Origin of the sequence: Salinirubrum litoreum (genome assembly GCF_020567425.1) — an archaeon.
GTDB lineage: Archaea > Halobacteriota > Halobacteria > Halobacteriales > Haloferacaceae > Salinirubrum > Salinirubrum litoreum.
The window spans coordinates 1,431,212-1,453,356 of record NZ_JAJCVJ010000001.1; the positions used below are offsets into that span (position 1 = coordinate 1,431,212).

General features: G+C 67.5%; 24 protein-coding genes. 10 read left to right on the top strand and 14 right to left on the bottom strand.

Annotation, left to right across the window (positions count from 1 at the left end):
- Positions 1 to 98: 98 nt before the first annotated feature.
- Both LI337_RS07270 and LI337_RS07275 read right to left on the bottom strand, forming a co-directional pair.
- A complete protein-coding gene (locus LI337_RS07270) occupies positions 99 to 389 on the bottom strand; it encodes a HalOD1 output domain-containing protein (protein ID WP_227229141.1) in 291 nt (96 codons plus the stop codon).
- A 186-nt stretch (positions 390 to 575) separates the two neighbouring features.
- Entirely contained in the window at positions 576 to 1,214 is a 639-nt protein-coding gene (locus LI337_RS07275) for a helix-turn-helix domain-containing protein (RefSeq protein WP_227229142.1), read from the bottom strand.
- A gap of 149 nt (positions 1,215 to 1,363) precedes the next feature.
- Here LI337_RS07275 and LI337_RS07280 point away from each other — a divergent pair, with 149 nt between their 5' ends.
- Positions 1,364 to 2,191: an amidohydrolase family protein gene (locus LI337_RS07280; RefSeq protein ID WP_227229143.1), complete on the top strand. Its 828-nt coding sequence runs from the start codon at positions 1,364 to 1,366 to the stop codon at positions 2,189 to 2,191.
- A 27-nt stretch (positions 2,192 to 2,218) separates the two neighbouring features.
- Here the strand turns inward: LI337_RS07280 and LI337_RS07285 are convergent, their stop codons facing one another.
- The 3 genes from LI337_RS07285 to LI337_RS07295 all read right to left on the bottom strand — a co-directional run bounded on the left by LI337_RS07285 (position 2,219) and on the right by LI337_RS07295 (position 4,966).
- Positions 2,219 to 2,710, bottom strand: a complete 492-nt coding sequence (locus LI337_RS07285; RefSeq protein WP_227229144.1) for a GNAT family N-acetyltransferase — start codon at positions 2,708 to 2,710, stop codon at positions 2,219 to 2,221.
- A gap of 4 nt (positions 2,711 to 2,714) precedes the next feature.
- Complete coding sequence (locus LI337_RS07290; RefSeq protein WP_227229145.1) at positions 2,715 to 3,863, bottom strand: acyl-CoA dehydrogenase family protein; 1,149 nt, start codon at positions 3,861 to 3,863, stop codon at positions 2,715 to 2,717.
- Between the two features lie 383 nt (positions 3,864 to 4,246).
- The gene (locus LI337_RS07295; protein WP_227229146.1) at positions 4,247 to 4,966 is read right to left on the bottom strand and encodes a hypothetical protein; all 720 of its coding nucleotides are present in this window, start codon (positions 4,964 to 4,966) and stop codon (positions 4,247 to 4,249) included.
- Between the two features lie 232 nt (positions 4,967 to 5,198).
- On the opposite strand from LI337_RS07295, the gene LI337_RS07300 reads away from it, so the two are divergent.
- Positions 5,199 to 5,558: a 2Fe-2S iron-sulfur cluster-binding protein gene (locus LI337_RS07300; protein WP_227229147.1), complete on the top strand. Its 360-nt coding sequence runs from the start codon at positions 5,199 to 5,201 to the stop codon at positions 5,556 to 5,558.
- 24 nt (positions 5,559 to 5,582) lie between these two features.
- Here LI337_RS07300 and LI337_RS07305 read toward each other — a convergent pair whose 3' ends face one another.
- The 5 genes from LI337_RS07305 to LI337_RS07320 form a co-directional block, all read right to left on the bottom strand.
- Entirely contained in the window at positions 5,583 to 6,794 is a 1,212-nt protein-coding gene (locus tag LI337_RS07305; RefSeq protein ID WP_227229148.1) for a glycosyltransferase family 2 protein, read from the bottom strand.
- Between the two features lie 186 nt (positions 6,795 to 6,980).
- Entirely contained in the window at positions 6,981 to 7,202 is a 222-nt protein-coding gene (locus LI337_RS07310) for a hypothetical protein (protein WP_227229149.1), read from the bottom strand.
- Between the two features lie 119 nt (positions 7,203 to 7,321).
- Positions 7,322 to 7,624 (bottom strand): hypothetical protein, encoded by a 303-nt coding sequence (locus LI337_RS07315; protein WP_227229150.1) that lies wholly within the window; start codon positions 7,622 to 7,624, stop codon positions 7,322 to 7,324.
- 273 nt (positions 7,625 to 7,897) lie between these two features.
- A complete protein-coding gene (locus LI337_RS19875) occupies positions 7,898 to 8,029 on the bottom strand; it encodes a hypothetical protein (protein WP_264474855.1) in 132 nt (43 codons plus the stop codon).
- A gap of 616 nt (positions 8,030 to 8,645) precedes the next feature.
- Positions 8,646 to 9,884, bottom strand: a complete 1,239-nt coding sequence (locus tag LI337_RS07320; RefSeq protein ID WP_227229151.1) for an ornithine cyclodeaminase, nickel-pincer nucleotide-dependent — start codon at positions 9,882 to 9,884, stop codon at positions 8,646 to 8,648.
- 535 nt (positions 9,885 to 10,419) lie between these two features.
- Between LI337_RS07320 and LI337_RS07325 the strand changes: the two genes are divergently transcribed.
- Both LI337_RS07325 and LI337_RS07330 read left to right on the top strand, forming a co-directional pair.
- Positions 10,420 to 10,653, top strand: a complete 234-nt coding sequence (locus LI337_RS07325) for a DUF8015 family protein (protein ID WP_227229152.1) — start codon at positions 10,420 to 10,422, stop codon at positions 10,651 to 10,653.
- 186 nt (positions 10,654 to 10,839) lie between these two features.
- Complete coding sequence (locus tag LI337_RS07330) at positions 10,840 to 11,838, top strand: ornithine cyclodeaminase family protein (RefSeq protein ID WP_227229153.1); 999 nt, start codon at positions 10,840 to 10,842, stop codon at positions 11,836 to 11,838.
- A gap of 20 nt (positions 11,839 to 11,858) precedes the next feature.
- Here LI337_RS07330 and LI337_RS07335 read toward each other — a convergent pair whose 3' ends face one another.
- On the bottom strand, positions 11,859 to 12,326 hold the full coding sequence (locus tag LI337_RS07335) for an MOSC domain-containing protein (protein ID WP_227229435.1): 468 nt from the start codon (positions 12,324 to 12,326) through the stop codon (positions 11,859 to 11,861).
- 481 nt (positions 12,327 to 12,807) lie between these two features.
- Here LI337_RS07335 and LI337_RS07340 point away from each other — a divergent pair, with 481 nt between their 5' ends.
- The gene (locus LI337_RS07340) at positions 12,808 to 13,779 is read left to right on the top strand and encodes a transcriptional regulator (protein WP_227229154.1); all 972 of its coding nucleotides are present in this window, start codon (positions 12,808 to 12,810) and stop codon (positions 13,777 to 13,779) included.
- A gap of 39 nt (positions 13,780 to 13,818) precedes the next feature.
- Here LI337_RS07340 and LI337_RS07345 read toward each other — a convergent pair whose 3' ends face one another.
- A complete protein-coding gene (locus tag LI337_RS07345; protein ID WP_227229155.1) occupies positions 13,819 to 14,829 on the bottom strand; it encodes a PrsW family intramembrane metalloprotease in 1,011 nt (336 codons plus the stop codon).
- 147 nt (positions 14,830 to 14,976) lie between these two features.
- Here LI337_RS07345 and LI337_RS07350 point away from each other — a divergent pair, with 147 nt between their 5' ends.
- Together LI337_RS07350 and LI337_RS07355 are read left to right on the top strand one after the other, a co-directional pair.
- Positions 14,977 to 15,351, top strand: coding sequence for a DUF7532 family protein (locus LI337_RS07350; RefSeq protein WP_227229156.1), 375 nt, complete (start codon positions 14,977 to 14,979; stop codon positions 15,349 to 15,351).
- The gene (locus LI337_RS07355) at positions 15,348 to 16,805 is read left to right on the top strand and encodes a ribonuclease FAU-1 family protein (protein WP_227229157.1); all 1,458 of its coding nucleotides are present in this window, start codon (positions 15,348 to 15,350) and stop codon (positions 16,803 to 16,805) included. Before LI337_RS07350 ends, LI337_RS07355 begins: the two co-directional genes overlap by 4 nt.
- A gap of 93 nt (positions 16,806 to 16,898) precedes the next feature.
- Here the strand turns inward: LI337_RS07355 and LI337_RS07360 are convergent, their stop codons facing one another.
- The gene (locus LI337_RS07360; RefSeq protein WP_227229158.1) at positions 16,899 to 17,378 is read right to left on the bottom strand and encodes an RNA-binding protein; all 480 of its coding nucleotides are present in this window, start codon (positions 17,376 to 17,378) and stop codon (positions 16,899 to 16,901) included.
- Positions 17,379 to 17,547: 169 nt separating this feature from the next.
- Between LI337_RS07360 and LI337_RS07365 the strand changes: the two genes are divergently transcribed.
- Together LI337_RS07365 and LI337_RS07370 are read left to right on the top strand one after the other, a co-directional pair.
- Positions 17,548 to 17,850, top strand: a complete 303-nt coding sequence (locus tag LI337_RS07365) for a DUF7562 family protein (RefSeq protein ID WP_227229159.1) — start codon at positions 17,548 to 17,550, stop codon at positions 17,848 to 17,850.
- A 92-nt stretch (positions 17,851 to 17,942) separates the two neighbouring features.
- Positions 17,943 to 19,250, top strand: coding sequence for a ribonuclease catalytic domain-containing protein (locus LI337_RS07370; RefSeq protein WP_227229160.1), 1,308 nt, complete (start codon positions 17,943 to 17,945; stop codon positions 19,248 to 19,250).
- Positions 19,251 to 19,277: 27 nt separating this feature from the next.
- Here LI337_RS07370 and LI337_RS07375 read toward each other — a convergent pair whose 3' ends face one another.
- On the bottom strand, positions 19,278 to 20,081 hold the full coding sequence (locus tag LI337_RS07375; RefSeq protein ID WP_227229161.1) for a hypothetical protein: 804 nt from the start codon (positions 20,079 to 20,081) through the stop codon (positions 19,278 to 19,280).
- Between the two features lie 284 nt (positions 20,082 to 20,365).
- On the opposite strand from LI337_RS07375, the gene LI337_RS07380 reads away from it, so the two are divergent.
- Positions 20,366 to 22,126, top strand: a complete 1,761-nt coding sequence (locus LI337_RS07380; protein ID WP_227229162.1) for a DolP-mannose mannosyltransferase — start codon at positions 20,366 to 20,368, stop codon at positions 22,124 to 22,126.
- Positions 22,127 to 22,145 lie beyond the last annotated feature (19 nt).

Here is a 22,145-nt window from a genome sequence, read left to right on the forward strand (position 1 = left end):
TAGGAACTACCGGTGTTTGGCGTCGCTGTCGCTGGTGGAGTAGACGACGGTCGGGGACGGGCGAGTCCGTCCGGCGGGAGTAGAACTGCGCGGGTCGCTCACGGCTCCCAGACGCCGACGTGGCCGTCGCCGGTCACGCGAACGCGGTAGCCCGCGTAGTCGAAGGTGAGCCGGGAGTCCTCGCCAGCACCGTCGAAGAGGGTGTTCAGTGCGTCCGGGTCGACCCCGGAGTTGTACAACGGATCGAGTTCGGTCGTCTCGACACCTGCGGCGTCGGCGACCGTCGCGGCGACGACCGACGAGAGCTCCGCCTCGTCGTCGTCCGGCCCGAATCGGCGCTCGGTCACAACTGATCCTACCTCGTCTGCTGCGGTGTGTTTCGTGTGCATTGTCGTTCGACAATCCGCTCGCTTCGCATCGTGCCTCTGAGCAGAGTTACCCGTAATACTCACCCGCACAAGGCTATGCTTGACTATTTACAATGCAACCCGTTCAAGTAGTGAAGATAGTTTGTTGAACTGTACCGACGTTTCGGAACAAGTCTGTGAGGAGACGCGTCGCGGTCCCGTCGTCTCTCACGGGAGCACGAGCGAGTGTTCGATCAGGTTCCCGTAGGCTCGCCGGAGTCGCGTGCCGACCGCCTGTCGGGAGACGCCGAGTTCCGACGCGAGGTCCTCCAGAGACGCCTCGCGTGGCTCCTCGAAGTAGCCCGATTCGAGTGCGAGGAGCAGAATCTCCCGTTGTGCGTCGGTGAGTCCGTCGTGTTCGTCCGGCCCGGACTCCGGCGCGAGTCGTCGCAGTTCGATGTCCACCTCGGACGCACGGCACTGGTCGAGGAGTGAAGAGATGTCGTCTCTGTCGGTCGCGCGGACTCTGATCCGCCACCGGTCCCCGTCGGTCGTCGTGTCGAGGACGGTGACGCCGGAGGCGACGATGGCCGCGATCAGTCCGGTGCCGTCGTCCACCCACCGCGCCCGACAGAGTGCGCCGTCGTCGACGCGACTGAGGACCGTGACGGACTCGACTGCGGGGTGGTCACCCGCCGCCGAGACGTAGGCGTCCGGGTCGTCGGTCCAGACCCAGAAGAACGGCAGGACCCCCCCGTCTGTCGGGACGACTCGCTCGAGTTCGACGCGCTGGGTGTCGGTGACACCCAACGCGGGTCCGAGCGGGAAGTCGTCGATACCGGCGGTGAACTCGGCGACGACGCTCACGTCTCGCTCCCTCAACTGCGGTGAATATATGTCTGTTTACCAGTTTACTGACAACACCCGACCACCGGCCTGTGTCGGACTGTGGAGTCGACACCGTCGGCCCGAGGGGTGAGCAACGTCTATTACCCCGGCGTGACGACCACCCGACGATGCTGGAACTGGAGCACGGCTTCCGCGTCGTGGACGTGAACGCGCGACTCGACCCGAACGCCGAGGAGGTGGCGACCTTCGGGCGGGACATCACGCCGGAACGACTCGAACGGGAGATGCACCAGTCGGGGGTCGTCCGGGCGGTGGTGTCGCCGGGGAGCCGAGCGGCACGCGAGGGCTACCTGCAGGCGAACAACGCCGTCGCGCGACTCAGTGTCGACCGCCCGTTCCTCGCCTTCGCGCGACTCTCCGGGCCGCGCGACCCGGGTGCGGGCGCGTCGAGTCGGCTCCGGAACCTCGCCTCCAGTCGGCAGTCGCACCACACCGACCCGGAGGACGTGGAGCAGTACGCCTACGACGACCGGTTCCACGGCTTCGTGCTCGCGCCGGGCCGGGACGGCCTGCCGGACGACGAGACGCTCGCCATGCTGGACGAGGTGGGTCTGCCCGTGCTGGTCCACGCGGGAGAGTCGTTCACGCCCGCCCAGGCCCGCGAGACGCTGCTGGACTACTCGTTTCCGGTCGTCCTGACGAGTTTCGGTGGCTTCCCGCTGAACCGCGAACTGATGTCGTCGGCCATCGACCTGCTGGAGACGCGGGAGCAACTCTACCTGGACACCAGTTTCGTGCGGTATCGCGGCCTGCTCGAGCGCGGCCTGCTCGAGCATCCGGACCGCGTGCTGTTCGGCAGTGGCGCGCCGGATGCACACCCCAGCGTCGGCGTGATGGAGATTCTGACGCTGGACGTGTCGGAGGACGCACTGAAGCGTGTCTTCTCGAAGAACCCGGCGCGTGTCGTCCCGGCGCTGGGTCGTGGCGAGGAGTGAGAGACGGGTCGGTCGGCGGTGGACGACTCACTCGGTCCGCAGGTACATCCCCTTCGAGACCGGCGCAGTCTCCTCGAAACCGAACTGCTCGTAGAAGCCGTCCACGTCCGCCACGAGGTTCACGTACGCCTGCGGTGGCGCGGTCTCCTCGACGTAGGCCAGCAACCGCTCCATCAGTCGCGTCCCCAATCCGCGACCCTGGTGGTCCGGGTGGACGACCATGTCGCAGACGTGGTAGACAGCGCCGTCGTCGCCGACGATGCGGGCCATCCCGACCGTCTCGTCGGTCGGGTCGTGCACCGCGATGGCACCGACCACCGAGTTCGGTAGCCCGCGCTCGACCGCCTCGCGCGACCGGGGAGCCATGTCCGCCGACTCGCGCAAGTGGAGAAAGTCCTCGACCGTCGGGAGGGCGTCCCGGATCGTGTAGTCGGCCGACGACGACCCGATGTCGCCGTTCGGCGTCGACGCCGAGGCGTCGTCGTTCCGTGCCGATCCCTCGCTCCGCTCGTCGTCCATCGCCTCAGCCCTGCTGGCGGTAGATGAGGTTGCGCTGGATCTCGTTTGCGCCCTCGTAGATGACCGGGATGCGCACGTCGCGGTAGACCCGCGAGATGCGGTTCTCGGTCAGGACCGAGCGCCCGCCGTGGAGTTGCATCCCGCGTTCGGCACACATCGTCGCCGTCTCCGTCGACTTCGTCTTGCAGGAGGCGGCCCAGAAGCCCGCGTTCTCGCCGTTCGCGACGTGTTTCGCGGCGCGCCAGTTGAGCGCACGGGCGGCCTCGAACTCCATGCGCATGTCCGCGAGGATGTGCTGGACCGACTGGAACTCCGAGACGTTCCGGCCGAAGGCCTTCCGGCCGTGGACGAACTCCCACGCCTCCTCGATGGCCGCGGCCGCGAGGCCGAGTCCGTGCCCGCCGACGATCACGCGCCCGTGGTTGAAGAAGTCCGCGAGCATGTAGAAGCCGCCGCCCTCCGTACCGATCAGGTTCTCCTCGGGGACGAAGCAGTCGTCGAAGACGATGTGGCCCTGCTTCGAGGCGCGCATCCCCATCTTCTCCGGGATGTGCTCGGCGTCGTACCCCTCGGTGTCCGTCTCGACGATGAACAGCGAGTAGTTGGAGTAGCGGTCCTCCTTGTCGCCGGTCTTCGCGTAGACCGTCAGCCAGTCGGCCTCGACGGCGTTGCCGACCCAGTACTTCTCGCCGTTCAGTTCGTAGCCGCCCTCGACCTTCTCGGCGCTCGTCGTCATCCCCGCGAGGTCGGAGCCGGTGTCCGGTTCCGAGACCGCGAGCCCGGAGATCTGATCGTTCTCGGCGACCGGGCGCAGATACTCCTCCTTCTGCTCGTCGGTGCCGTAGTGGTCCGTGATCTCACAGCCGAAACTCGCCAACTGGAGCGTCAGGGCGATGCCGGCGTCGGCACGGTAGAACTCCTCGGCGATCGCGAGAATCTCCTCGAGGCTCAGGCCGCGACCGCCGTACTCCTCGGAGATGTCCTGTGCGATCAGGTTCGCGTCCATCCCCGCTTCCAGCACGTCCCACGGGTAGTCGCCTGACTCGTAGTACTCTGCGGCCGCCGGGGCGATGTGCTCCTCGGCGAACTCGCGGGCCTCGTGCTTCACGTCGAGTGCGTGATCGGGGACCGGTCCCTCGTCCAACAGTTCCATACGCACGGTCAGGCGTGTAGCGTAAAATATGATGTGGAAACGCGAACCACCGCACGGAGGGTTTATCCGGCGGATACGCGACGAACGACGCGCTCGGGAACGAGCCAGACAGCCGAACAGCCGTCGAGAGAAACCGCCAGACGACGAGGCGGTCACGACAGGCCACAACGCTTAATACCGGGAGAAGAATATGGCCCGGTGGCCTCGGTTCCGCCGACGGCCACGCAGTGGTCGGGAACGTGATCTCCAGCATACACATTTCACGTTCCTCAGCCGCTGTGCGAGGCGATACGCAGTTCGACGTGACACTATCTTTCGAGAGCCGTCAGTGGTCGGCGGCGTGAGCCGTGGCCGTCTGCGGTCGAGTCGACAGCCAGTCCTCGTCACCGGGGAGTGCCGGAGACCGTCGCCGTCATCCCGTGTTCCGTGGCCAGTCGCTCGATGTCCTCGACCGACAGTGGCTGGCGGGCCTCGCCGTCTTCGGTGACGCCGAGTGTCGCTCGCAGGTTTCGGGCAGTTCTCGTGTCGGTGGTCGGGAACGCGAACACGTAGAAGAACGGCTGGTTCGTCGGTTTCGCGGCGATCACGTCGACGGGTTTCCCGTCGAGGTGTTCGAACCCGGCGAACAGCGACTCGGCACCGTCGCCGGCGACGAACTGCCACCACATGTCTTCGGGCGCGCGGAGCGACGACTGGAGGACGTGGACCTCGGCGTCGCCGTCGCCGGTCTCGACGGCCATACTCGCCCCGATCGGTTCGGCGACCTCCTCGTCGGCGGTCGCCCGCTCCCAGAGGTCGGCCGCCACCGACGGCGTCTTGTCGGTCTCGTGGACCAGCGTGAACGTCGGTTCCGCGACCACGGAGAGTTCGACGAACCGGCCGGGCGTGCCGGGGTAGATGCCCGCGTCGAGCAGCGCACCGACCGACAGGTCGGCGACGACGTCGTCGAGTTCGTCGCCGTACTGGTCGGTGCCGACCCGGAGACAGCCTGCCAGGTCGAGTTCGTCGGGGACGACCATCGCCTCGCCGACCGGCCGAACCAGGAGTTCGCGGTCGCCGGTCGAGCGACCGATCACGCGCCACTCGCCGCGAATCGTCTTCATCGGTCGGCCTCCTCGTGAGAACTGTGAATCGTCATCGGAGATACGACGCCGACAGATACGATAAGTATGCTGTCACGACTGCTAGCACGGGCGTCAGGCACCGCGCAGGGCGACCCGACTCACCCGGCCGCCGTCTGCGGTACGGTGGGCTTACTCGCGCCGCCGAGAGTCGGACTCGCGGGCGACGCCGACGAGAGACGGACTTACACACCTCGCTCCCGAACGAGGTGTGATGGCAGCAGACCAGACGACGGGAGACGACCCGCCGACCGCGACCGAGGTTCGCGTCACGGTGCGCCACGACGGCGCGGAGACGGTGCTGACGACGACACCGGGCCGAAACCTGCGGAATCTCCTGCTGGACGCCGGTCTCTCGCCGTACACCCGACTGACGAGTCGGGCGAACTGCGGCGGGCGCGGCATCTGTGCGACCTGTGGCGTCCGGATTCGAGAGGGGGCGGAGCCACCGAGTCACTGGCACGACCGACTGGCCGACCGGTTCGGCTACCCGCGACTCTCCTGTCAGGTGACCGTCGAGGACGATCTGACGGTCGAACTGCCGGAGAAACTGGTCTGGGGCGGGCGGGAGTGATCGTCCGCGACCGTGTCCGGGGAGTCAGTCGTCGTCCTCGGTCCCGGCCTTCTCGGTGACCCGGAAGTCCTCCGGCGGGTCCACGACACCCAGCACCGTCCCCATCGAGTGGACCAGCGTGACCACCGGCGTCAGCGGGACCGCGAGCGCCCACGCGAGTTTGCTCCCGCCGTAGTAGGCGACCCCCCGGAGATACCAGAACAGCGTGGCGACCGCCAGACCGAGCGACGCGAGGGCGAACAGGCCACCGGAGACGACGGTGATCCCGAGTACCGACAGCGGGACGACGACGAGTGTGACGATCGGTGAGAGTGCCCACGCCGAGTTCCGGAAGCGTGTCAGCGCCCGGTAGTGGAGCGGGAGCATCGTCGCCGCCCGGAGGTTGCCGGCGGCCCACCGCCGACGCTGCTGGAGAATCTCGCCGAGCGACGGCGGGGCCTCGTTGCGACAGATCACGTCGGCGAGTTCGAAGTCGAGTTCCCGCTGTTGGGCGGCGGCCCAGACGAACGCGGTGTCCTCGACGAGCGTCTCGCGGTCCCACGTCACCTCGTCTTCCAACTCCTTCCGGACTGCGATGCCGCCGCCCCACGCGAACAGCGGGATCGAGAGGCGCGCGAAGGCGCGCTGTTCGAGTTGGACGCCCATCCGGAACACGTCCGCGAGGTACGACAGCACCGACCCGGTTCGGCGGGGCTTCTCGCGCAGTTGGACGACGCCGGCGTCCGGCAGGCCGGCGAACCGTTCCACGATGCTGTCCTCGTCGAGGTAGAGGACGTACTCCCGATCACAGGGGATGTGTCGACGGCCCCACTCCAGCGCTCGTCCCTTCCGTACGGCCGAACACTCGAACTCCTCGGGGACGACGTGGACCGTCGCCCCGTCGACGTCGATGGCGGCTTCGGCGATCACGTGGACGTCGGCGAGTTCCTCGGGGAGCGAGTCGACGGTCTGCTGGACGACGGACGCGGCGTCGACGGTCAGAATCCGGACCTGGACGGTCTCGCCGCCGTGGACCGCCTCGGGGATGTCGTACCCCCGTCCGACGACGTAGGTCAACACGAGCCACACCACCGTCGCGGCGGCGAATAGAATCGTCGTCGCCCACAGCGAGGCGGCGAGCAGACCGGTGGCGTCTACCGCCGGGATGTCGAATCGCTGGCCCGGGACGAGCAGCGAGACACCGCCGACCACCAGCGCCGCTGTCACCGCGACGAGCGTGTAGCGTTCCACTTTCATGCTGAAAACAGACAGCGTAACCACACACTTCAGTCTGTTCGCCGAACAGTTACTCCCCGAGTAGCTACGAACGTGACGGGGACCGGCGTCCGTGGAGAGCCGATCCGTCGGCGGGGTGGAAGGGCAGCGTCGGTGGAGAGCCGAGCACGTCGGCGGGGGCGGTGCGAGTGCGTCGGCGTGGCCGGGTCAGTCCCGGCGGACGAGCAGTGCGCCGACCGCGAGGACGGCCAGCGAGACGGCGACGCCGGGGAACGCCAGTGTCAGCGGGACGGCGGCGGTCGCGACGACAGTTCCGACGAGGACCGGGAGCGAAGCCGGTGGTTGCGGTGCGTCGGTCGCCGACGCGGGGGCGGTGGTGCGGCGTGTGCGAGGCGGTTCGTGCGTGACGGGGTAGTGTTTCGACGACATCTGTGAGGTTGTGGGCGGCGTGTGGTGGGTGAGCGGTTCGAGGTGAGTCGGCGGGCGGTTCGTCGGGTCGGCTGTCGGTGGTCGGGACGGCGCGGCCCGCGGGCGACGAGTCGGTCGCGTCAGTCGTCCCGCGACACGTCGGCGTCGGCGACGCCGAAGCCCTCTCGCAGGAGTGCTTCGAGCGTCGCGTCGTCCGCGTCGGCGGTCTCCGCCGAGAGTCGGAGGTCGGCGGTCGCCTCGACGCGGAGGTCGTTCAGTCCGGGCGTGAGCCCACTGATCTCGACGTGTTCGACGTGCTCGACGACCGCGACCTTCCGGAGGCGGTCGTGGACACCGTCCGTGAGGTCGCCTCGGGCGTTCCGAGTGACCAGGACTTCGAGCGTCGCGCGAACCTGCACCGATCTGGATTGCTGGACTGCCATCGCAGGCTCCCCGCGCGAGTCGAACGCGCGTGGGGTTCGCCGCCGTGCGCAGAGCCACACGGGCGGTCGGACCCCGCCACCGTAGGGGAGTGTGGGACGGCGTCGCCACTCGTCGTCCCGGGCGCTGTCGCTGGTCGGATCGCCGCCGTCGGCCGAACCGACGGTCGGGTGACACCGGTCGCGTCGTGAGTCGCCGGAGAAGAGGGACACTCGGACCCGCCGGTCCGCTTCCAGCGTGGCGAGAGAAGCGGACCGCCCCGGCGTACGCGTGGTCTACGCGACGACGGCGAAGCCGGACCGAGTGTCACGAAGGGTCCCGATCCAGCCTCCCATCGCATCGCGCAGATAGCCCACGCCCGGCTTCTCGGTGCCGAGCGGGGTCTGGATGCGTGGGAGTGGGATCATGTCGTGGAACCTCCGATCTGCGTACTTCTACGCTGAATGGGGAACATCTTAATAGTTTTGCAGGATTGACACGTTATGACATGACACGATTTCGGGTGTGTCGCGTGGGTCGTCACCCGGCGTGTCGGCTGTCGGTTCGGAACCCGGTCGTCGCAGTAGTCCCCCATCCTCCCCGACTGCCGACGCCCGGACTGCGAGCAGGTCCTCGCTGTCGCTCGGACACTGCTCGGTTCCGGTCGTCGCCAGTTCGCGTCCCGGCTGGCGTGAGTCGATCGGATGACGAGCGTTGCGTGCGATTCCGCACAGAAGCCGGCGCGCGAGAAACGCGCGAGGGAGGCGGGCGCTCTCGTGCGCCCGCCGAGGCTGGGGAGGACTGAGGTGCGGTCGCTGTCGCGGTGCGGTTCCTCGCGCTAGCACGAGTAGCGGTAGCGGTGGCGGATACTGTTGCGGTCGCGGTCGCAGTGGCGGATAGTGGTGCGGTCGCTGTATTGTCGTGGTCTGCAGTCGTTGTGCTGTCGCAGTTACGGTCGCTGTGCAGTCCCGGTCTGCGGTCGTAGTCGCCGTGCTGTCGCCAGTATCCTGCGGAACGTTCCCCGAAACCCACACCCCCTTCACCTCACTCTTCGCCAAGAATCTCGTCGGCCAGGGTCGGCACGAACGTCCCGATGTCCGTCACCATCCCGATGGCCTGCTCCGACCCGCGATCCAGCAGTTGCGTCACGGTCGCGGGGTTGATGTCCACACAGACGACCTTCGTCGTCGAGGAGAGACAGTTCCCGACCGCGACCGAGTGCAACAGCGTCGAGAGCATCAGCACCATGTCGGCCTCGTGGGCCTGCTCGCGGATCGCGTTCTGCGCCTCCACCGCGTCGGTGATGGTGTCCGGCAGTGGGCCGTCGTCCCGGATGGACCCGGCGAGGACGTACGGCACCTCCTGCTGGACGCACTCGTACATCACGCCGCCGTCGATCATCCCGTCGTCGACCGCTTCGGCGATACCCCCGGCGCGGATGATCTCGCTGATGGTGTAGATGTGGTGTTTGTGGCCCTTCCGGGGGTGTTCCATCGTCTCCACGTCCATGCCGAGCGAGGTGCCGTAGACGTTCCGCTCGATGTCGTGGGTGGCGAAGCCGTTGCCCGCCGACAGCATGTCGATGTAGCCCTCCCGGACCAGTCGCGCGAGGTCGTCGCCCGCGCCCGCGTGGATCAGCGCCGGGCCGGTCACGACCAGCACCTTCCCGTCGGCGCGCTTCGTCTCCTCGATGGCCTCGGCGACCTGCCGGATCAGCGACTCCGAGGGTCGCTCCGAGGAGACGCCGCCCTGCATGAACCCGAAGGGGCCGGAGGCGTCACGCGGGCGTTCCGGCGGGTGGACCCGGATGCCGGCCTCGCCGGTGACGATCAGGTCGTCCTCGCGGATCGCGTTCAGCACCTTCGTCCGCGCCGTGGGGTCGTCGCCGTCCTCGACGACCACCGCACAGTCCATCTCGATGTCGTCCACGTCGATCCACTCGCCGTCGTACCGGACCTGCGTCGGGTGGTTCGTCGTGGAGTAGAACCCCTTCGGCACCACCTGATCGGCGGGGGCCGGTTCGAGATGCGCATCGACCGGATCGGAGAGGTTCGCGCCGTTCTGGTGGAGTTCGTGGAGGATCGACTGGAGGGCGTCACCGTCGTCGGCGAAGACGCGCATCCGGCAGTAGGATTCGGCGTCCTTGTGGCGGCCGACGTCGAACTGCTCCACGTCGAAGTTGCCACCCATGTCCATCACGATGCCGAAACAGCGTTGCATCATCCCGGAGTCGATGATGTGGCCCTCCAACTCGACCACGCGGGACGGTCGCTCGTCGGTCATGCCCTACTCGATGCGGGTGGTCACAATGAGGGTTGTGCCCCGACCGAGTGTTGCGACTCCGTCTCCGGAGACGACTCCACCGCGAGCGACGAGTGGCGGGTCCGGCCCCCCGGACGGACCACGCCCCGTCGCACAAGAACTACGGTGTGCGTGAATGACACGCACGTCGAAGATACTCGGACGCCGCTATCAAACTGGGGGTTCGGGGGAAATCTGCCGACCAGCCGACGTGTGTCTCCGGAGACGGCCGAGACTGACTGCACCTCGTCTCGCTCGGCGTCGGTGCTCGACTCGAGATATCGCGCGCGCCGGCGTTCCCCGGAATTCGACTCTCGACTGGTCCGACCGTCTCCGACTCGCGACCGCCCTCGACGCTAGTTTCTGTCGAACGCCGTAGAATTTTGGCGTGTGAGGGCGTCACACGCCCGAAACGCACCTCATAACTTATGAGAATCTATTGGGTGGTAGAATTGGAGGATATGCCTTACCCACGGGAAAGAACTATATGGGTGCTTGCCATAGTATGTATTAGGTTATGACTGGATACTACGATTACGTTCTCGCTTTCATTCCGCTCGCACTGCTCGGCATCACTGGCGCGCTGGCCGTCGCTGGTGTGGGGTTGACCGCAGCCATCCCCGCCGCCGCGAGCGTCTCGGCACTCGCGATCGGCCACGCCCTGTTCGTCAACGCGCCGGTCGACGCCCCGTCGCCGACCGCCGACGTGCCGAACGCCGAGGCCGTCGCGCAACCGGTGCAGGCCGACTGATCCGACACCGCGCTTCGGCCCGCCACACTCGCGGTCTCTCTTTCCGTTCTCTCTCTTTCCGTTCTCTCTTTCCGTTCTCGCTCCTCTCTTCGACTCGTCTCCCGCCGTCTCGACTCGTCACCCAGCGACGACGCCGAGTCGTCGCCGGCCCGCACGGTTTTGAGTGTCCTCCGCGAAAGGCCAGCTATGACCGAGACGTTGTTTCTGACGAGTGGGGACGTGGCCGATCTGGCGACGCCGAGCGAGTACGTGGACGCGGTTCGAGAGGGGTACCGTCAGCGTGGCGAGGGCGCGCCCGCAGAGCCACGGACGAAGCTGTTCCAGTCGGACCCGCCGGGGATGCTGACCGGCTACAGTGCGATCCTCCCGGACACCGGCGCGATGGGTGGATACATGTACGCGGCGGGGTTCGCCGACCGGGACGCTCACTTCGTCACGCCGCTGTTCGACGCCGACTCGGGGGCACCGCTGGCCATCGTCGACGGTGCGAGCATGAACCCCTTCAAGACCGGCGCGGCGGGTGCGGTCGCGGTGGACGAACTCGCCCGTCTCGACGCCGACTCGGTGGCCGTGATCGGCAGTGGCGCACAGGCACGCGGCCAACTCCGCGCCACGGCCACGGTCCGGAGCCTCGACACCGTGTGGGTCTACTCGCCGACGAAAGCGCACCGCGAGGCCTTCGCGGGCGAGATGAACGAGCGTCTCGACGCGAGTGTCGCGGCGGTCGCGTCCAGCGCGGCCGCCGTCGAGGACGCCGACATCGTGATCACGGCGACGAACGCCGACGATCCGGTGTTCGACGGCGACCTGCTCGAACCCGGCACGCACGTCACCGCGATGGGCCAGTACAACCCCCAGAAGCGCGAGGTCGACGACACCACGGTCCAGCGGGCGACCTACGTTCCGGACCTCCGGAAGCGTGCGACACAGGACGCCGGGGCGTTCCTCCACGCACTGGAGTCGGGTGCCGTCACCGAGGAGCACGTCCACGCGGAACTCGGCGAGGTCGTCGCCGGGGAGGCCGAGGGCCGAACCTCCGACGGGGAGATCACGCTGTTCGACAGTGGCGGGACCGGCATCGAGACGGTCGCCGGGGCGTACCTGCTCTACGAGAAAGCGAGAGCGGCCGGTATCGGCCAGACGCTCGACTTCGCGCCCGCGAGCGAGGCGCTGACCGGGGAGTAGCGACGGGACGGGACCCGGTCTCACTCCCCGCCGAATCCCAGTCGCTCGGCGATCTGCCGACCGACGCTCCGGGGGTCGGACTCGACGATCTCGATCCCGTCGCCGACCGATATCTCGCCAGCCTCCAGCACGTCCGCACAGATCCCACCGCGTCCGTCGCCGAGTGCGCGGGCCACGCCGTCCTCGTCTGCGACACGTTCGACGTGGACACAGGGCGGTCGGGGGCGCGTCCCGCGCAGAGTCGCGCCGCCGACGCGGAACGTCGCGTCCAGCAGGTCCCGGAGGTCGCCGCCCCGGACGACGAGATTCCGCCGGTGTCGGCCGTCGGTGAGGTCGATGCCCGCCTCGGCGCGGATCGTCTCGATCCCCTCGGCCGCGATCAGGGTGACCTGACACACGTCGTACGGCGAATAGTAACCGCTGCCCGTGAGGTAGCGGTCGCCGCGCAGGCCACCCTCCACCGCGTCGACCGACTCGCGGGACTCCATCGGCGCGGAGTCTTCGGGCGCGAGGAAGATGGCCTCGACCGTGCCGAAACCGCCGGCGCTGTCGGCTGTCCCGGTCCGTTCGTCGGAGTTCTCGTCGCTGGCAGCGTCGGCCCGTCCGCCGTGTTCGTCGGCGGTGTGTTCGGATCTGTCGGTGCCGGGGGGAGTCGCGTCGTCCATCTCGTGTCGGGGTAGGTCGTGTGGGGACGTGAATCTGTCACACGACCCGAGTTCGGACACGGGCCCGTCACACGCAGGCCCCGGTCGACAGTGGCGGGGTGGCCTAGGTCGACGGTGGCGGGGTGGCCTAGGTCGACGGTGGCGGGGCGGTCTGTCCTGAACACCCGCGCGGATTCGGCAGTTCACCCGGTCGTGCAGTCCGAACTGGTATTTAACCCTACCGACCGACTACGGAAGGAATCGACCGACGAGAGCGCGTCGCTCGCCACAACGCATATGTATCCCTAATCGCCTATCCCCCCGTATGTCACGGGTAGCGCTGGTCGAGAACGTCACGGCCATGCTCGAAGACGCGGGCTTCCTCGTCAGCGACCGCATCGCGGTCCGCCCCAAGAGCTTCGACCTCGCGGCCCGTCGCGGCGACGACCTCCTGCTGTTGAAGATTCTCGGCAACATCGACGCCTTCGACGCTGCGACGGGATCGGAGATGCGTCGACTCGGCACCTACCTCGACGCCACGCCGATGGTCATCGGTCTCCGGACGCGCGACGAGGACCTGAAGCCGGACGTGGTCTACTTCCGGCACGGCGTGCCGGTCCTCTCGCCGGACACCGCACTGGACCTGTTCGTCGAGGGCGTCCCGCCGCTGATCTACGCGGCACCCGGCGGTCTGTACGTCAACATCGACGGCGACCTGCTCTCGGAGGTCCGCGAGGAGAGCGAACTGAGTCTCGGGCAACTCGCGTCGGAACTCGGCGTCTCCCGGCGGACGGTCTCGAAGTACGAAGACGGGATGAACGCCTCCATCGAGGTGGCCGTCAAACTCGAAGAACTGTTCGGCAGGCCGTTCTCCAGTCCGGTCGACGTGATCGACGGGGCCGAGGCGGTTCGGGACGCCGACCCGATGCCGGAAGATCCCGAGGCCGACCCGGACGACGAACACGTGCTGGGTGTCCTCGCACGGGCCGGCTTCCGGGTCCACCCGACCTCGCGCGCCCCGTTCAAGGCCGTCAGCGAGGACGCCGACAGTCGGGCGGACAACGTCCTGACGGGTCACTCGGCGTTCACCCGGAGCGCCGAGAAGCGCGCGCGACTGATGTCCTCGATCGGGAACGTCACGCGCACGCGGTCGGTCTACTTCGTCGAGGAGCGCGCGAAACAGGAGTCGGTCGAGGGGACCGCCATCGTCTCCTGTGAGGAACTCGCGGAGATCGACGACCCCGACGCGGTGCGTGACCTCCTCAGAGAACGCACCGAAGAACCCGCAGAGAGCTAGGTTCCCGAAGCCAGCCGTTCTCGCCGTCGGTTCTCCCGCTCACTCGAACTCGGTCGATTCCGCCGTCAGCGACGCCTCGTCTCTCGCGTCCGACTCGTGGGCCCGGTCGTAGGCGATCCGGTAGCGGCGGAACTTCCGGAGCAGGATGAGGCCGAAGAAGCCCTGGTAGAGCACGACGAACAGGAAGAAGGAGACGATCCCACCGGGGATACCGGGGATCAGCGCGATGGCGGTGGAGCCGACGCCGGCCAGTGAGTTGTAGGTCGCGTGGATGAACGCGGCGATCAGCAGGCCCTTGATGACGATCGGGCCCGCGTTCTCCGAGTTGAACTTCGCCAGGCCGAGGTAGTAGCCGGCGAACGCCGAGTAGACGACGTGGCCCGGGCCCGCGAGCGCGCGGATGGCCGTGATCCCGCCGCCGGCACCGATGATCCCGAGGCCGAGTTCGGGCGTCGCGCCGTCCAGGTTCCGGGTGATGTACAGCGCATTCTCGATGGTTGCGAAGCCGAGACCGGCCATCGCGCCGTACACCGCTCCGTCGATCACCGCGTTGAAACTGTCCTTCCGGTAGGCGTAGAGCCTGACGGCGAGCAGTTTGACCGTCTCCTCGACCGGGCCGACCACGATGTAGAAGAAGAGGATCATGCCGAGACCGCCGAGGCCGCCGAAGACGAACTGGCCGTAGCTGTTGATCACTGCGGCGAAGTTCGCCGTCAGGACCCCGAGCAGGAAGGTGCCGACGAGGAGCGTGAGCGGTTCGCCGGTGGTCGCGTCGCTGTACCAGACGTACGCGGCCAGTCCGAGCGCCGGGATGGCAGAGAGGAGCGTCAGGACGCCGATCTGGGGGTCGAAGATGGCGCTCGCCCCACCGATCCCGAGCAACAACAGGAACCCGAGCGCGATGGTGAGCCATCTGAGTGAGAACTTGCCCAGCCGGTAGATGGCGGTGGCGAGTCCGTCGAGCGAGGTCCGTTCCTCCCACGTGGCAACGTCGTAGAGGTCCTGCGACCCGTCCGAGGCGGTCTCTATCGGGTCGCGTCTGTCGGCCATGCTCCCGCGTTCGGCCGGGTGGGATTAATGCCTTGTCACGCCGGAGGAGACGGTCGCGTCCGTCTCGCCGGGAGCGACGACGCCAGTGTCGATTTCGCGCTCGCCGGAACCGGACAGGCTGAAAACCCCGCCGACCGAAGGAGTGGTATGCACTTCGACTCGCGGACACAGCAGGCGCTCCGGGCGGTCGGTCTCGACCGGAGCGACCTCAGGGAGGCCTCGAAACTCGTGACGGCGGCCGTCGAGGCGGACGCCGACGACCTGCGAGCGTTCTTCGACGAGAGAGAGACGGTCTACTCGGACATGGAGAAGGCCCACAGCACGAGCGACGTGCACGAGCACACGGTGAAGTTCTTCGACTGCTACACTCACGGCTCTGACCTGCGGGGCTACCTCCGGTTCGACACGTGGGGCGTCCCCGTCGAAGACGGGCGGGTGCTGTCCGACGAGAAGGTCGAACTGACCCTCGGGCCGACGGTCCACGACCGGGTGCGGTTCGTCACCGACCCGGATCTGTTATGAGTACCAGCGTCCGAATCAGAGGGATCTACACGACAGCGCTGACGGAACTGCTGCTCGCCGAGGACTACGACGTGGTGCAGGCCTCTCCGGCGATCCGCCGGCGGTTCGACGCCGACGTCGCGGGCGGCGACCACGACGTGGCGGTCGAGACCACCGACGACCGACAGGGCGTCGGCGTCGAGGGTGAACCGCCGGCGGTCGCGGAGTTGACAGCCCGACTCCGCGAGGTCGGGATCGACACCTTCGCGTGGGACGACCCGACGCCACGCGCCGGCGTCTTCGACGGCCGCGTGACCGACACACGGGGCGGCGGCGCGGTCGTGGACCTCGGCGTCGGCGAGGGCTACCTCCCCTTCCGGAACGTCGACGACCGGATCGAGTCCGGCGACTCGGTCCGGGCACAGGTGATCGACCCGGCCGCGCCGTGGAGCGACGACCGGCCGCTGCTCGACACCGAGATACGGGCCTTCGCGGGGTTGGCGACACTCGTGCCGGGCCAGTCGGGGACGACCGTCGACACGTACGACGACGCGGCCGGCCGCGAACTCGCCGGGATGACCGACCTGCTGGACGCCGACGTGCCGGAGGGCTGGGGCGTCCGGTGGAGTCACAGCGCGACCGAGGCTGACATGGCCACGCTCTCGGCGGCGCTGACGCGAGCCAGCGAGCGTGCCCGGCAGTTGACCGAGGCGGGTGTCGGTGGCACGGGAGACGCGAGCGGTTCGGACGCGGTCGGCGCGAGTGGTGCGGGTGGCGCGCAGGCCGACGACCCGAGACCGGTCGTCACGCCCGGTGCGGGGCGGTGGGTCTGGTTCGGTCGGGCGTCCCGATTCGCGCTCGACGACCTGCGCCGAGCGGTCACCACGACCATGCCGGGCCACCACCGGACGAAGGCGGCCTCGACCGCTGCCAGCGCGGGCGTGGACTTCGCTGAGGCGCTGTGTGACCCGACCGGCGAGTTCCCCTTCGGGGTCGTGACGGACCAGTTCGGCCCGACAGAGGGCGACTCGGTGACGATCGGTCACGGGAAGCCGGACGGGCGACTGATCGTCCTCGGAACCGGCGAGGTGACCGACCGTGACGCCGACGGCACCCTGTCGATCCGGCGGGAGATGTCCCCCGGCGGCGACTACGACGCGCTGGGCGTGCCCCGCGAATCCGGCGACGTGGCGTCGACGACCTTCCGGGAGGGTCGCTGGTGGTACCCGACGGTGTACCGCGATGCCGAGGGGACGCGGAAGGGGACCTACGTCAACATCTGCACGCCCGTCGAGTGTTTCCCGGACACCGTCCGCTACGTGGACCTGCACGTGGACGTGGTGAAACACCGCGACGGGACCGTCGAACGCGTGGACGACGACGAACTGGACGCGTCGGTCGCGGCCGGCGAGGTGTCTACGGCGCTGGCCGAGAAGGCACGGTCGGTGGCCTCGGCCGTCGAGAACGCCCTCTGAGTCGGGAGCGACGGCGTGGGAGTGCCGTGCGACGGCGAGTCCAGAGACCTGCCGGCACTCGTCCTGCCGTCGTGCGACGGTGAGTCGAGCCGACTACACCGAGAACTCGTACAGTTCGTCGCCGACGTGGTGGATGGATTCGACGACCTTCCCCGAGTCACCGACCATCTCGCTCCCGGCCACCAACGCCCGGCCGATTGCCAGCACCTTCCCGTGGGTCTCCTCGGCGATGGCGACGAGGTCGCCCGCCTCGATGTCCGGGTCGGCCTCGGTGATGCCCGGCCGCATCACGTCGGCACCGTCCGAGACGAACGAGATGGCACCGGCGTCGACCGTGACGACGCCGCGCTGTGGGGGGAACTCGTTCGCGCCGCGGACAGTGAGAAACGGCTCGTCGTCGACGTACAACACGAGGGGTTCGCCGTCGACGAGCACCAGATCGAACTCGGTGTCGGTCAGTTCCACGAGTTCGTAGGTGTCGCCGTCGGGGTCGACGCCGAGGCCGGCCGACAGGGCGTCGACGATGTCGTCGATCCCGTCGCTCCGGAGATGGTGTCGGGACTTGACTTCCATACCGACGACTGCGGGCGCTCGCCCGATAAATCGCCCGTTTGCCGACTCCGGTGTGACCGCTCGACGTCCCGGACGGAGTCACGCCGCGACCGCTCCCGCGTCGGCGTCCCGTGCGCCGGGCGTCAGACGCGGAACAAACGCTAAGTAACCCCGGACCGTGCCAGCTATCATGTGGCGTTCCCGGACCAACCGGGACCGGAAAGCGGTCGTCTGTATCGCCTGCGGAACGGACGTGCTGCGGAGCGAGGCGCGCGAGTACGACAAGCACGGCGACCGCTGGGACCGGCACGGGAAGGAGTTCGAACACCTCTGTAAACCCTGCTACCGGGAGCTGTGTCACCAGCCGCGTGACGAACTCGAGTCGCTCCTCGTCGGCATCGAGACCGACGGGCAGAGTCGAGACGACTTCCTGGCCGAGTACCTCGGTGCCGTCGAGGAACGGTACGGCTCGCCCGAGGAACCGGAGTCGTAGCCCGACGACCCGTCTCCTGTCTGAGTCCGACCGAACACAGTCGACACCGCCGGCCCGACACGACTAACTGTCCCACCCTCGAAGCCGGAGGTATGTCGAACGATCAGGCCCACGCCGGAACCGCCGAAGGGCAAGGGCCGGTGCGGATCACGTCGGAGATCGACAGACACCTCGAGAACAAACGCGAGGAACTGTTTGAGGAGTTCGAGATCGCCGACGCGTTCCCCCCGGAGGTCCTCCGTGAAGCCGAAGCCCGCACCGAAGACGTGCAAAACGAGATCCAGTCGGAGGTCGACGAACGCACGGACCTGCGCGACCTGACGACGTGGACGACCGACCCCGCCGACGCGCAGGACTTCGACGACGCCATCTCCATCGAGAAGGGAGAGGAGACGTACACGCTGTGGGTCCACATCGCCGACGTGACCCACTACGTCCACCCCGAGTCGGAGATGTGGGCCGAGGCCGTCCGCCGGGGCAACACGGTCTACCTGCCGGGCTACACGATCCACATGCTCCCGCCGACGCTCGCCGAGACGGTCTGTTCGCTCGTCCCGAACGAGGACCGACTGGCCCACACCGTCGAGATGACGCTGGACCGGGAGAACCTCTCCTTCGAGAACATCGAGATCTACAAGTCCGTCATCGAGTCGGACGAGCGCCTGACGTACACGCAGTGTGAGAACCGACTGGACGACGAAGACGCCCCCCTCCACGACGAGGCGACCCTCGCGTTCGAACTCGCCGACCAGATGCACGAACAGCGCAAAGAGGACGGGAGTCTCGTCTTGAACCCCTCGCGGGACCGCGCCCACACCATCATCGAGGAGTGCATGCTGAAGGCGAACAAGGCCGTCACGCACGTCCTGATGTGGAACCGTGGCGTCGAGGCGATGTACCGCGTCCACCCGCAACCGACCCCGGACCAGTGGGACAAGGCGCTGAAGGAGATCATGGAACTCGACGGCGTCTCCATCCCGAGCGGTTCGTGGGACGACCCCCGGAAGTCGGTCAACGCGGCGTTAGAGTCCGCGCCGCCGCGCGCGCTCAACAAGATCCAGCGTGCCGTGCTGAAGGTGATGCCCCGCGCGAAGTACATGAACGACCCCTTCGGCGGCCACCACGCGCTGAACTTCGACATCTACGGCCACTTCACCAGTCCGATCCGCCGCCTCTCCGATCTGATCAACCACTGGATCGTCCACGAGAACGACGTGCCCGAAGACCTGATCCAGTTGTGTGACCGCGCCTCCGACCGCCAGAAGGACGCCGAGACCGCAGAACGCCTCTACAAGCAGTTCATGGAGGAGATCGGTCTCGACCCCTACGCCGTCAACTCCCGTGGCGTCGAGGTCGTCGACGACGACGAGATCGACGACGAAGACGGTATCGAGTACTGAACGCTCTAACCCGTTTCTGTCGTTCTCTCACGCCGTCACGGTGCCGGACTCGCGGGCGGTGTTGCCGTCGGCGTCGAACGCCGTCGCCGTGATCGTGTAGGTGGTCCCGCGCTGGACGTTCTCAGTCGTGTCTATCGTGAGATTTCGGGCTTTGTACTGTTTGCCGTTGCCCGGTACAGACTCGGTCGCGGACGCGACTTCGGTCCCGCTGGGGTCGGTGACGAGGTACTCGACACGGTCGAGGTCGTCGTCGCCGTCGCGGTCCTGCGCCTGCGCCTGTCCGACCGTGAACTCACCCTTGCCGGCGTTGGCCCGCAACTTGGCGAGTTTCTTGAACCGGATCGCGGCCTTCACGTTCCCACGTGTCACGGAACTCGTCCGGTCCAGCCGGAGGGTCGTCGCCGGTCCCGACGCCGAGACGCTCCACGCCAGCGTGTCACCACGCCCGAGCGTCGTCTCGGCTTCGACGGTCGCCGACTCGTCGGCGAGCAACGAGAGCGTCACGGACGACCCGCTGTCGGTCGCGGTGTAGAGTGTCCCCTCGCTCGCGGTCGCCAGCGAGACGGTGACGGTGATCGAGTCGGCCGACAGGTGGTTGGTGATCGTCGCCAGCGTACCCCGCTTGTTCGCCGAGACCGACCCCGGCGCGTCGAGTCCGAGGACGCCGTCGATGTCGGTGGCGACGCCGAGGCTGTTGCTTCTGTTGAGGTCGGCAGACGTGTACGCGCCGGCTTCGAGTCCGCCGAGACCGAGTGCCGCCACGCCCGCGAGGAGAAGGCCGCGTCTGGTGCGGGAAGACGTGCCTCGTGTCGGCGAGCCTCGGCGGCGCATCTGTCGAGTGGTCGCTACGTGAACATATAAGGCTTCGTTCAGGTTTCAGACGGTGAAGTCGGTGAAGTTACCGAGCCGACACAGTCCGACGAGGACGGCACCGCGTACTGAACCGGCAGTCGACACACGCGGGTCTCCGTCGACGTAAACTCACCGTGAGTTCTTCACGTTCCGACCGGAGTGCCGTCACCTCACTCGACTCGTCACGGCGGGAGCGTCGGCCACCGCCCGAACCAGTGCCGATCGGCAAAGGTTCATGTGACTCTCGTTTGAACTGCCGGCCCGTGTTCGCCCTCCAGCTCGTTCGAGAGCGCATCGAGCGTCTCCGCGAGGAGAGAGATCTCTCGCGTGAGACACTCACCGCAGCGTGGCAGAGCTACTACTGGATCGTGGCCGGACTCCTCGCGGCGTGTGGCGTCGCGGCGACCGGCCGGGCGTTCGTCCGGCGTCACGGCTTCGGGCCGCCACTCCCCCACAACGACTCGGTGATCTTGGAGTACGTCGGGTGGTTCGTCGCCGACGGCAATACACTGTACACCGACATCTGGGAGATCAAGCCGCCGCTGGCGTTCCTCCCGACGTACCTCTTCGCGCAGGTCACCGGGACGAACATGTACGCGCATCACCTCCTCGGCATCGCCACGACGGCGACCGGACTGGTTCTCACGGTCGCGTTGACGGCTCGCATCGTCGGCACGCTCACCGAGTCGCCGGTCGCTGGGCTGGCCGCCGGCGTCACGTTCTTGGTGCTTCCCGACCTGTTCTACCTCCCGTGGCTGGGGTACAAAGCCAAGATGATGGTCTACGTGTTCGGGCTGGCGGCACTCGACCGTGCCGTCCACGACCGACACTTCACCAGCGGGCTACTGGCGGGGCTCGCCGTCGGCTTCTGGCAACTCTCGGTCGTCTTCCCCCTGCTCACGACCATCTACACCCTCCGAAATCGGTCGTTCACCGACCTCAAGCGCCACGTCGCGGGCGGTGCCGCCGCCGTCGGGGTGATCGGGACCAGTCTCCTGCTCTACGCCGACGTCGGCGGGTTCCTCGCCGAAGTGGTACTCGGACCGCTCGTCTTGCAGTCCGAGACCGGGGCCTTCGACCTCCGGACCTACTTCCTCTTTTTCAACAACGACCTCGGACGCTGGGTCACGCTCGTCGGTGCCGGGGGACTGGGACTCGCGCTCCTCGAAGCCGGTAAGATGGGGCTCACCGCTCTCGATGTCGACGGACTGGGACTCACCGTGTTCGATACTGACCGGCACCAGACGTGGCCGCTCGCCGTGGGCGGCCTGCTCGTGACGCTCATCGTCGTGTTCATCGACTTCGACGGCCTGTGGGACATGGTCTACCCACTCGTGTTCACGGCACTGGGCGTGGGTATCCTGGTGAGTTACCTCCCGCGTCGTGTCGGCATCGCACTCCTCGTCGTCTTCGCGCTCCTGCTGGTCCCGACGTTCGGGCCGAGTGAGTTCGTCCGGCAGGACCCGGTGGAGATGGAGTCGTCCGACGGACTCCCGCCGGCACTCGACAGCGAGCGTGAGCACGTCTACTGGACGGCTCAGTCGGTCCGGTCGTGTCGATTCTTCGGTGGGGGGACCCAACAGAGTATCCTGCAGTACTATCCCGAGGCCGACTCGCTCGCGGAGGCTCCGTGCGGGGACGTCGGTCTCTACTGGGCCGTCACACGAGAGCGTCTGTCGAGTGCCCTGCCGAGTCCACTGGGGGCACAGGCTGACGCCGGGAGCGTGACGCCCACCGCGCAGCCGGGAGTGACGGTCACCGACGAGGGGTTCGACTACCGGGTCGAGAACGACTCCGTCGACGTGACGGTCCCGCTGGTGAACGAGGCCGACGAGCGACGGCCCGCCGAGGTCGTCGTCGAAGTAGTCACGGACGGCGAGACGGTCACACGCTGCCGGGAACCGTCCCTGGCCGGCGGTGAACGGACGACCCTCCGGTTCCGCTTCGAGGAGGTGTCGACCGACTCGCTGTCGATCAGTCTCTGGGTCGACGACGACCGAGCCCCGTCGACGGCGTGTCGATGACTCCGTGGACGTCGACTGC